Consider the following 12005-nt stretch of genomic DNA (forward strand, 5'->3'; position numbering starts at 1 on the left):
ATTATAATATAAGAAACGTCTGACTTGGGAGTATCCAGGTCAGACATTTCTTTTGGAGTATCTATTTGTTTCAGTTTTGTTCGTCGATAATTTCCATTAAAGAGAACTTGTATTCTGTTCCCAGTGAAGCAACATATTCTTTGCAGAAAGTATCATAGACAGTCTTGGCAAGCCCTTTCTTACCTTGCTGACAAAGAATACGGCATTTTACACAAAGAGCTTCCTCGTTGATATAGTCATGTTGGAATAGTGTATCTGCAATTTTTAGCTTTAACGTCTCCGAGAGGTCTTCCCGCTTCAGTAATCTGCAAAGCAGATCAATGGTGTTATTTGAAAAATCGTTTTTAAACGTATCAATCCAATCGGTTTCCATATTAGGTAACATCATACCACGTAGCAATAACTCGAGCAGCTTCTCTAAGTTCTGACTATTATTCTCTTTATATAAATAAAGTGCTTCCAGATAGTCGCAAATTGTTCCTTCTTCAAACTGTATGCTCCAGAAGCCATTTTGATTCAATATTTTGATATCACCTACTTTTTCCAATAAACCGCGTAGTTTACTCATATATACATTACGGTTGTTCTTGGCAGATTCATCCGTCTTGTCATACCATAATAGTTGGATTAGTTTATGACCAATGATTCCTTTGGAGTCTCTTCCGGTATAGAGCACAAGCAATATCAATAAGGCTTTAAGGGTTGGAGTAAATAAGGCTGTAATATCATTGCCTTCTTTATCCACAACATGGAAACCACCAAAGAAACAAACACATCCCTTGGAGAAATCATAGTTGTGGAATGTTGTTGTCTCTGTGTGTATGGGCATTTCTATTTTTATCTCAGATCTATCATTGATTAGAGAGCCATTCGCTGTTTCTGATTGGAGACTGTTTGTTTCCGCTTTCTTGTTGTTTCCGGTAGCGGTCTTGACCCGATTTATTTCAGCCTTTTTCTTTCTATAATAGAGAATTCCCATTCCGGCAATAACCAGTATTCCGACTATAATGTACAGCCATATAGATGACTGATCGTTTTGACCGGCATTGTCTGCAACCACATCCGGCTGCTTAAAGGATGAAATAGGAATCGGAGGGAAATTCAGTTCATAGATATCTATATCAGCTTTTCCGCTTACTTCAGCTCGGTGAATCACTGTATATAACTTCTTTTGTTTAGGGGAATAGTATATGTTGGTATACATATACTGAGCCTCTAATTTCAGTCCTATAGGCAATGACATGAGCTCGAAATGAGGTGTTTGAGTATCAATTTTCATCAACGTACCACCTTGCTGGGTACTGAAGAAGTAAAAACATTTTTTTTCGGGATCATAAACCATATTCTCACTGGGCTGAAAGTCTCCTCCATCCGGAACCTGGGTGAGTTCCCATAGTTTATTGGCTTGCTGGGTCAAAAGATTGACAGCATACAAGTCATAATAGTTGCGGGGAGATAATTCTTGCCGTCCGGATGGGCAACCGCGTCCTCCGAAGATATAAAGTGTGCTGTCAACTATGACAGAACTGGAAGAGTATCTGGGATGAATATTTGTCAGATTGAGGTGACGCTGCGGGGTATCTTCATAAGGATAGCAGATTAATAGCTTATTATTATAGTGATAATGTCCATATCCACCGAAGCTGATCAATGAAGAATTGGCCGGATTATAAACGAGTGTATTATTCCAATAGTCATGTTCCTGTACGGCTGCCTGTGTTCCTTTCCAGCTTTGCGAAACAGGATCAAAGAACGAATATAGATTTTCATTCAGGTTGTAGGATAACAACTGATGTTGCTCTGGTAGATATATCAACTGGTTGGGATAGTTGGCTACGAACTCGCCGCCTTTTACCTGAATGGTGTCAGTTATCCTTTCATCCGTATGGAAAACATACAGCTTTTGTTTATTGTTGGCTATGTAGAAAGTTCCGACAGTAGGATCGAATGCTATAGAGGGAGAAGATTTGAATTGCTGTGAATGAATCTTCTTCCAGGTGATATACTGGTCTATAATCCAACGGGTATTCTTGCCGGAAGCCGGACTGTGGGAAATCTCGTCATAACAGACTTCCTTATTGTGGCGTGCCATTTTCCACAAACGTATTTCCTGCAATCCGCGCTTGATACTGATATCTCTTAAATTAACGGAAGCTACATCGGCTAAAGAGAAACCCTCATAGGGACAATAACCGAAAGCAAAGCGTAGTTTCTGCGTACCTTTTAAGTCGGGGTAATTCACATTGATTTCCGTACTATCATATAATACGGTAATATTTCCCTCTTTAACATCGAGGGTCAGGCTGGCTGAAATCCAAGTTTCACGCCTCACTTCTTTTTGAATGGGGTATACTGCATCTCCGGTGACCAGAATAGGGAAGCGTCTGTCGTTTTCGCTGACACTGTACATCAGATCGACATTCTTATTGTTTTCAGTAATGATGCGGAATACGGTTCCGAATACATTATCGGGTCTCACCCAGAGGTTAAAGCTCAGGGTAATTTTGTCTCCTTTAGTCTCTATGGGCTTTCCATCTTCTAATACCATACTGGTAAACTCAGAATTCTGAAGCGGGTAGGATTGAATATGCAAACCATATTCAGGAAGCTGAGCGACTGAACGCATACACATCAACAGAAGAAAGATAATAGATTGTGTCTTTTTCATTTTGTATGTTCTTAATGAAGTATTAGCTCGTACAAAAGTAATGCTTTTTAGTGAAAACCGATTACTTATTTATGCAATTATTACAGCCAGGCTTCGCTTTTTCTGCAAAAGTGATTCATTAAGTGGATTTTAATGTTTCATTAATTATTGTTTTATCATTTTATTAAGCGGTTGCCGCTTACTTTGCAGTATAAATAGATTAAAATCTGATAATATGAATTTAAAAAGGCACTTATTCTTATTTGCAGGAATATTATCCTGCTCTTTTCTAATGGCTCAGCAGCCAAGTGATATTTTATCCGTTTCAGCATCCACTAATGTGGAAAAAGCTTCGTTAGCTTTTGATAAGGATCAAAAGACAATGTGGGAAGTTAGTGGGCAGGACTTGAAAACAGACCAATGGTTGATGTTTACTATCCAGACCTCTGGTGATGTATGTGAACTTGGGGTTCAGATGCAAGGTGTTTCTAAAGAAGACTTAAAGCAACTGATGAATATCTTTGTTACATATGATCCTATGAATTTGGGAGTGCCTGTCGATTATCAGATACAGGGTAGCGCTAAAGAGATGCGGTTGAAGTTCTCACCTAAATATGGGGCACATGTCCGGTTGGCTTTTAAGGGAGGTGATCGTGTTAAACCTTTTATGGTAAAGGAAGTATCTGTTCTTTTAGCTGATAAGGAATTGAAAGACCTGAAAGGAGAAAAGACTTCGCTACGCTATATGGACCCTACGCTTCCGGTGGAAGAACGTGTAGAAAGTCTATTGTCTGTGATGACACCGGAAGATAAAATGGAACTGATACGTGAAGGCTGGGGGATTCCTGGTATTCCTCACTTATATGTACCGCCCATTACAAAGGTGGAAGCTGTACATGGCTTCTCATATGGTAGTGGAGCTACTATCTTCCCCCAAGCCCTGGGAATGGGAGCAACTTGGAATAAGAAGTTGACGGAAGAAGTGGCGATGGCAGTTGGCAATGAAACTCTTTCGGCAGGTACTATGCAGGCATGGTCTCCGGTACTGGATGTAGCTCAGGATGCCCGTTGGGGACGTTGTGAGGAAACATTTGGAGAAGATCCGGTTTTGGTGTCACAAATTGGTGGAGCTTGGATTAAAGGCTACCAGTCTATGGGGTTGTATACTACTCCGAAACATTTTGGTGGTCATGGTGCTCCGTTGGGAGGGCGCGATTCTCATGATATAGGATTGTCTGAACGTGAAATGCGCGAAGTACATCTGGTTCCGTTCCGTCATGTGATTCGTAACTATGATTGCCAATCTTTGATGATGGCTTATTCGGATTTCCTGGGTGTGCCGGTAGCTAAAAGTAGAGAATTACTACATAATATTTTGCGTGAGGAATGGGGATTCAGCGGCTTTATCGTTAGCGACTGTGGTGCTATAGGTAACTTGACTGCCCGTAAACATTATACAGCTAAAGATAAAATAGAAGCTGCTAATCAAGCTTTGGCTGCTGGTATCGCTACGAACTGTGGTGATACTTATAATGATAAGGAGGTGATACAGGCCGCAAAAGATGGACGTATCAATATGGAGAATCTTGAAGAAGTGTGCCGCACAATGTTGCGTATGATGTTCCGCAATGAGTTGTTTGAAAAAGCACCAAACAAGCCGTTGGACTGGAATAAAATTTATCCGGGGTGGAATTCGGATAGTCATAAAGAAATGGCACGTCAGGCTGCCCGCGAATCGATCGTAATGTTAGAGAATAAGGATAATATTCTGCCTCTGTCTAAAAACATGCGTACGATTGCTGTGTTAGGTCCCGGTGCAGATGATCTTCAGCCCGGTGATTATACTCCTAAACTTCTACCTGGCCAGTTGAAATCTGTGTTGACTGGTATCAAACAAGCGGTAGGAAAGCAGACAAAAGTGGTTTATGAACAAGGTTGTGATTTTACAAGCTTGGGTGAAAACAATATTGCAAAGGCAGTAAAAGTAGCTTCACAATCAGATGTGGTGCTATTGGTTTTGGGAGATTGTTCAACCAGTGAGGCTACGACAGATGTATATAAGACATCCGGTGAGAACCATGATTACGCAACCTTGATTTTGCCGGGTAAACAACAGGAATTATTGGAAGCCGTTTGTGCAACCGGAAAACCTGTTATATTGATTCTTCAGGCAGGGCGTCCTTATAATCTGTCTAAGGCGTCAGAGCTGTGTAAAGCTATCCTCGTGAATTGGTTGCCGGGACAAGAAGGTGGTCCGGCAACAGCAGATGTGCTGTTTGGTGATTATAATCCTGCCGGTCGCTTGCCGATGACTTTCCCACGTCACGTAGGTCAGCTCCCTCTCTATTATAACTTTAAAACTTCCGGTCGTCGTTATGAATATTCGGATATGGAATATTATCCTCTTTACTATTTCGGATATGGTTTGAGTTATACTTCATTTGAATATTCTGGTCTGAAAGTACAGGAAAAAGAAAATGGTAATATTTCAGTGCAGGTTACTGTGAAGAACATAGGTCAACGGGCCGGTGATGAGGTGGTACAACTGTATGTAACGGATATGTATGCCAGTGTGAAGACACGTATTACAGAGTTGAAAGACTTTACCCGTATTCATCTGAAACCGGGTGAAGCGAAAACGGTTTCTTTTGAACTGACACCTTATGAACTATCATTGTTGAACGATCATATGGACCGGGTTATAGAGAAAGGTGCCTTTAAAATCTTAGTTGGAGGTGTAAGTCCTCAGTATGTGGCCAAAGACCGTATTAAGGATAGTGTGGGTTATGCAGATTCCAAGAAAGGTTTGTCCGGTATGCTTGAATATACTCATGAATTTGCAGCAGATTTCGGTTTGACTTTGTTCAAAGTGGAAGAAAACTTGGTAAAGAATCAGAAGACTATTTGGGTGTCTGTCAAAAACAATGGGACTTTGATGGATACAGGAAAAATTGAAATGTATGTCGGGGGTAATAAAGTAGGCGATAACGTTCATTATGAGTTAGCTCCGGGAGAAGAGAAACTGATACCTTTCAGTGTGGATAAGGAGAATACGGCTCCAGTTGTATTTACTACCAAATATAAAGTGTTATCTATATAATTTTGATACTATGAGAAAACTATTAGCATTCTTATGTATCTGTGTACAGATTGTCCCGTTATGGGGGCAATCTGTGCTGCGTACTCCAAATGGGGTAAAAGTAGAGACTGAAACGACTTGTATAGAGTTGGAATGTTTTTCTTCTTCTATCATTCGCGTGAAGAAATATCCAGTCGGAAAGACACCTGATAAACAATCATTGTCTGTCACTATGCAACCGGAAAAGGTAAAATACAAATTGCAAGAGACAAAAGGTGAAGTGGTTCTTTCTACTTCCGAATTAGTAGCAATTATGGATATTGCCCAAAAACAAGTTCGTTTTACTGATAAGGATGGTAAAGTCTTGTTAACTGAGAAGCCTTCTTCTATTGATTTTATTCCATTCAATGATGCGGGAAATTCTACCTATCAGGTTTGCCAGACTTTCGTGTTGGATAGTGATGAGGCTATTTATGGTTTGGGACAACACCAGCAGGGGCGGATGAATCAGCGTAACCAAACTTTATTTTTGCAACAAGCCAATACCGAAATCTGTATTCCTTTGGTTCATTCTATCAAAGGTTATGCTTTATTCTGGGATAATTATTCTCCCACAACTTTCACTGATAATGCAGAGGGTATGACCTTTGATTCGGCAGTGGGTGATTTGTGTGATTATTACTTTGTTTATGGTGGTGGAGCGGATGGAGTTGTGGCTGGATTACGTGAACTAACTGGGCAAGCTCCTATGTTCCCTCTTTGGACTTATGGCTTTTGGCAATCAAGAGAACGCTATGTTAGTCAGGATGAGTTGGTAGGCGTGGTCAGGAAGTATCGTGATTTAAAAATTCCTTTGGATGGTATCATTCAGGATTGGCGTTATTGGGGTGAGGATCATAAAGACTGGAATGCAGTTGAGTTCCGTAACCCGAAGTTCTCTGATCCTAAAAAGATGATGGAAGAAGTACATCGTTTGAATGCTCATGCCATTATTTCAGTATGGCCTTCTTTTGGTCCGGAAAGCGGGATTTATGCAGAATTGAAAGCACAGAATAAGTTGATGGCGCATGAGACTTTTCCACAGAATAATGGAGTGAAAGTATATGATACCTATGATCCGGTAGCAAGAGATATCTACTGGAAATATATGAATAAGAATATGTTCAGCCTCGGAATGGATGGCTGGTGGCTGGATGCAACCGAACCGGAACATGGTCCGATAAAAGAGGGTGATTTGGACTTTCAGACTTATCTGGGCTCTTTCCGCAAGGTCCGTAATGCTTTCCCGATTGTGAGCGTGGGAGGTGTATATGATCATCAAAGACAGGAAACTTCTGATAAGCGTGTTTTTATTCTGACTCGTTCTGCTTTTGCCGGTCAACAACGTTATGCTGCACAAGCGTGGTCGGGTGATGTGGTTTCTGATTGGGGTGTGTTACGTAATCAGATACCTGCAGCGTTAAATATCTCTTTGACAGGTATTCCTTATTGGAACTCGGATATTGGTGGTTTCTTCTCTGCCAACAAATTTCCGGAAGGTGTAAAGGAGCCGGCATTCCATGAATTGTATGTACGCTGGATGCAATTTGCTACTTTTACTGGAATGATGCGTTCGCATGGTACAAACACGCCTCGTGAAATCTTCATGTTTGGTGAACGTGGATATTGGGCTTTCGATGCACAAGAGAAAATGATCAATCTCCGTTATCGCCTGTTGCCTTATATTTATTCAACTTCATGGAAGATTACTTCTGAAGGTGGAAGCTTGATGCGTGCTTTATTCTCTGATTTCCCTGAAGATAAGAAAGTGCTGGATTTGGGTGATGAATATCTTTTTGGAAAATCTATATTAGTAGCTCCAGTTACCAGTGAGACCAGAAGCCGCTCTCTATATTTGCCGGCAGGAACCCAGTGGATTGATTTCTGGACTGGAGAAGTTCAAGACGGTGGACGTGAAATCACCCGTGAAACACCTGTTGATATTATCCCATTGTATGTGAAAGCAGGTTCTATCATTCCTGTTGGTCCTGCTGTTCAGTTTGCAACAGAGAAACCATGGGACGATTTACAGCTTCGTATTTATCCGGGAGCTAATGGAGAATTTACTCTGTATGAAGATGAGGATGATAATTATAATTATGAAAAAGGTAAATATTCCACTATCCGTATGACGTGGAATGATAAGGAGCGAAAACTGATTATTCATTCTCGTCAAGGTAGCTATGATGGTATGTTGCAAGAACGTAAATTTCATATTGTTCTTGTAAATGGACAAGACGGATTAGGGTTGGATAATGAGTCATATACTGTAAATGTGGAATACCAAGGAAAAAAAATAAATATAAAACTACCATGAAGAAATTAGCGAAATTAGTGAGTATGGCTTTAGTCTCAGGACTGATAAGTAGTTGTACTTCGGAACAGGCTCCGGTTAAGAATGATAGAATTGTAACCAATCCCATTGATCTGAACTATCGTTTTCAACCTAATGATGAGTCACGGCGTGAAGCGGCCGATCCTGTACTGGAATATTTTAAAGGATATTATTATATGTTCGCCTCTAAATCCGGTGGATACTGGCGTTCTGAGGATTTGGCAAAATGGGAATATATCCCTTGTACAACCATTCCAACGATGGAAGATTATGCTCCGACCATCCTTGTTTATGGTGATACTCTTTATTTTACGGCATCCAGTGGAAACACCCGTATTTATAAAAACGCTCACCCTGAAAAGGACACTTGGGAAGAAGTAGATACAAAATTGACTTATCGTCAACATGATCCAGCTTTCTTTAGGGATGATGATGGAAGAGTATATCTTTATTGGGGATGTTCGGATGTTGATCCGATCGTGGGAGTAGAAGTGGATCCTAAAGATGGCTTCCGAGCCATTGGAGAGCCTAAAGCTTTGATTCAACATAATTGTGATAAATATGGTTGGGAAGTTCCTGGTAAGAACAATGAAGAACCACGTCAAGGTTGGAATGAAGGGCCATGTGTGCTGAAACATAATGGTCGCTATTATTTGCAATATGCAGCTCCCGGTACTCAATACCGTATTTATGGTGATGGTAATTATGTTGGTGATAATCCGTTAGGCCCGTTTGAATATGTGGAAGACAATCCATTCTCTTTTAAGCCCGGAGGTTTCATCGGTGGTGCTGGTCATGGACATACATTCAAAGATAAATATGGTAATTACTGGCATGTAGCATCTATGACTATTTCTGTTCGTCATTGGTTTGAACGTCGTTTAGGTTTATTTCCGGTAGTTGTTTCTGAGAAATATGGTATGTATGCGTTGACAACTTTTGCTGATTATCCTTTCTGTATTCCTGATCGGAAGGTCGATTTTGGAAAGGAAGATATTAGTATGGGGTGGAACTTGCTTTCATATAAGAAAAAAGTATCCTCGTCTTCACACCTTGAAGGCTATCAACCAGAATTGGCTAATGATGAACAGGTGGAAACCTGGTGGGCTGCTCAAACAGGCAATGTCGGTGAATGGCTGCAAATTGATCTTGGAAAAACAATGGAAGTGAATGCTATTCAGGTGAATTTCGCAGATCATAATTTCAATGTACATGCGCCCCATGATCCTGTGGTTTATCAATATTATATAGCAGGTTCTACAAATGGCAAAGACTGGACTCGTCTGGTGGATGAAGAAAAGAATATGCAGGATGCTCCTCATAAACTGCATACTCTGAATGTTCCTGCGAAAGTGCAATATCTGAAAATCTGTAATACTAAAGATATGGAAGGAAGTTTTTCTCTGTTCGATTTGCGTGTCTTTGGTCAAGGTGGAGGTAAGGCGCCTGCCGGAGTTACAGGATTCCAAGCTTCACGTGATAATAATGATAAACGTATCTATCGGTTTACATGGAATCCGCAGGAAAATGTAACAGGGTATATTTTACGCTGGGGAACACAAGAAGAGAAATTGACTCACTCTATGGTAGTTTACGAAAATCAATATGAGGCCCGTTATTTCAATAGAGATTCTGAATATTACTTCTCTATTAGTGCTTTTAATGAGAATGGTGTAAGCCAATAACTGATCAATACAGAAATCTTTAATTAAAGCTTGTGGTTATATAACTTATTTATGGGTTGTATAGCCACAAGTTTTGTTTTTATGAGAGGTTTAATTATAATATATAATCTAAGAATAACCTTTGTTTGAAGTCTATTTTTCTTCGATTAATCCATTTATATATGATTCTTTAATGTGAAAGAGTTAAAAAGCTCTGAAACCCTTGTTTTTCTTCAAAAAACCTACTTCGATTAATGTCTTTTTAAGGACTATTTTAACGATAGCCTCATAATTTTGCCCATATAATTTTAAATATGATTTTAATAAATATGAAAAATGCACAAGTATACGTAAAGTATCCTCTTGCGAATAGTCCTTCTTGGACAAACTGAAAAGATGAAATTTTTTGAGTGACTCAAATAATATATTTACCAACTTTTAATTTAATTATTATGAACAAACGATTCTTAAATGCGCTCTTGTTTGGAGCGGTGGTTCTTTCAACAGGAACTTTTACTTCATGTAATAATGATGATGTTGATGATTTGAAATCAAGAGTGTCAGTAATTGAAGTGGCAATTGATGACATCAAAACACAATTGGGCAAAGCATTGATGACCGGTGCAAGTATCACAAAAGTAGATGAAAATAACGGTACATATACGTTGACGTTGAGTGATGGACAAAAGATTGTAATTAAGCCAGGTGGAGGAAATATTTCTATAGTAGTTACTGATACGGAGGCTATTATTACAATAGAAGGTGAAAAGTATGTTCTTCCGTTGGGTTCATTAGTAAACTCGTTGATCTATAGTCCAGAGACAATAGATGGTATTGTAGAAATCGGTAATACTGCTACCACGGTGAGTTTCTTGGCAAGACCCGCTCTCAAAAGTTTGGATGGTGCCGAATTTACAATTGCTGAATCCCATGTGCTTACTCGTGCTGCGGATGGTGAACAGTTTAAAGTAAATGGAGATGTAACATTGGAAGGCGATTTTATTAAAGTCCCTATTAAGGCACTTGGTGAAGCGGAAGCTGGAAAAACCTATGCTGTATCTCTTCAAATGAATTTAAAAGGAACAATTATTGGTTCTAACTACTTTACTGTGAAAGTGTCTGATGACTTTTCTTCTATAGCTGAAGATTTAGGAAGTGTTACGATTAAGGCTGATTATGCGCCGAAAGACCTTGCTGATGGCTTTAAAGAAATGACTATTAATGGTTTGGATTTATTGAAAGATTTGAACTTTAAAGATTTGTTCTCAGAACTTCCGGAAAGGGTTGAGTTTGCTGTTGCAGCAGCAAGTAAACAACCGGGGGGCAAAGCACAGGAAAAATTTGAAATGCTGAAGTCTAGTTTGAAAGCTGACGGTACGTGGAAATTTAGTGAAAGACCGGGAACAAGCTTCAATGAGAATGCAGATCGTTCAGGGTTCTTGATAAACGTGCTTGCAGATGACATTGTGAAGGCTAAAATTTATGTAGTAATAACAGACCCGTTGGCTGTTGTTGCAGATGACGTGTTTAAAGGCTCTTTGAAAGGCTTAGGTGAACCACATGTGGAATATGGTGAGATGCCTGCAGAAGGTACGAATGAAGGTGCTCCTGTTGTTTTTGCTCCTGGAGTAAACAGTCTTAATTTATATGATGTGATAGCCAATGGCAAATTGTCTTTGAAACATGGTGAGGGGGGGGCCAAAATTGTAGAGGCTCTTCAGGGGTATATCGCTGAGGTTGATGGTGATAATCTTGTTTATTCTGATGGTTCGTCTTTGGTTGTGGATGATTTTGGTAAGCAACTCCAAGGTAATGTTGTCTATTATAACCGCCAGACTTCTATCGCTTCTTCTCAACGTCGTAGTTGGACTATGAGTGACGATGAAAAGAAAGCGTTTGCCGGTGCTGAATGCAATGGTGAAATTCTGAATGGATTTGATGGGCTTAATGGTTCTACTATGGTGGCTAATGGCCTTAAAATCACAAATAAGGGTAATTTGGAAACAACAGAGGCTTATGGCGGCTGGGCTCTTCGTGTAGGCTTTGGTGTTCGCTTTGAATATGCTTATGGCTCTAGAGACATTAGCGACGGTTGTTTGTGCTTCCTTTGGATCAATCGTCGTGATTGTGCTGAGGGTGTAGTAGATAACCCTACTAAGATAGAAGAGTAATTTAAAAACAATAATAAGAAAGTCTTTTGAGGCAAATAGAGACTTTCTTATAGATCTTTTCTAAATAGAT

5 protein-coding genes are annotated in these 12005 nt (G+C 39.8%); 4 read left to right on the forward strand and 1 reads right to left on the reverse strand.

What is annotated here, in order from left to right; all coding sequences use genetic code 11:
* Window positions 1–70: 70 nt before the first annotated feature.
* Entirely contained in the window at window positions 71–2668 is a 2598-nt protein-coding gene (locus DW036_RS01705; RefSeq protein WP_118460807.1) for a hypothetical protein, read from the reverse strand.
* 214 nt (window positions 2669–2882) lie between these two features.
* Here DW036_RS01705 and DW036_RS01710 point away from each other — a divergent pair, with 214 nt between their 5' ends.
* The 4 genes from DW036_RS01710 (at window position 2883) to DW036_RS01730 (ending at window position 11935) form a co-directional block, all read left to right on the forward strand.
* Window positions 2883–5747 (forward strand): glycoside hydrolase family 3 C-terminal domain-containing protein, encoded by a 2865-nt coding sequence (locus tag DW036_RS01710; RefSeq protein WP_118460809.1) that lies wholly within the window; start codon window positions 2883–2885, stop codon window positions 5745–5747.
* 10 nt (window positions 5748–5757) lie between these two features.
* Window positions 5758–8082 (forward strand): TIM-barrel domain-containing protein, encoded by a 2325-nt coding sequence (locus tag DW036_RS01715; RefSeq protein ID WP_118460811.1) that lies wholly within the window; start codon window positions 5758–5760, stop codon window positions 8080–8082.
* Window positions 8079–9785 (forward strand): family 43 glycosylhydrolase, encoded by a 1707-nt coding sequence (locus tag DW036_RS01720; RefSeq protein ID WP_118460813.1) that lies wholly within the window; start codon window positions 8079–8081, stop codon window positions 9783–9785. Before DW036_RS01715 ends, DW036_RS01720 begins: the two co-directional genes overlap by 4 nt.
* A 431-nt stretch (window positions 9786–10216) precedes the next feature.
* The gene (locus DW036_RS01730; RefSeq protein ID WP_118460817.1) at window positions 10217–11935 is read left to right on the forward strand and encodes a PL29 family lyase N-terminal domain-containing protein; all 1719 of its coding nucleotides are present in this window, start codon (window positions 10217–10219) and stop codon (window positions 11933–11935) included.
* The last annotated feature ends 70 nt before the right edge of the window (window positions 11936–12005 follow it).

Source organism: Bacteroides sp. AF39-11AC (genome assembly GCF_003474285.1).
Taxonomy (GTDB): Bacteria; Bacteroidota; Bacteroidia; order Bacteroidales; family Bacteroidaceae; genus Bacteroides.

Bases quoted from the DNA above. Each gene is read 5' to 3' on its own strand.
- DW036_RS01705 (WP_118460807.1), bottom strand. From the start codon at position 2,668: ATGAAAAAGACACAATCTATTATCTTTCTTCTGTTGATGTGTATGCGT.
- DW036_RS01710 (WP_118460809.1), top strand. From the start codon at position 2,883: ATGAATTTAAAAAGGCACTTATTCTTATTTGCAGGAATATTATCCTGC.
- DW036_RS01715 (WP_118460811.1), top strand. From the start codon at position 5,758: ATGAGAAAACTATTAGCATTCTTATGTATCTGTGTACAGATTGTCCCG.
- DW036_RS01720 (WP_118460813.1), top strand. From the start codon at position 8,079: ATGAAGAAATTAGCGAAATTAGTGAGTATGGCTTTAGTCTCAGGACTG.
- DW036_RS01730 (WP_118460817.1), top strand. From the start codon at position 10,217: ATGAACAAACGATTCTTAAATGCGCTCTTGTTTGGAGCGGTGGTTCTT.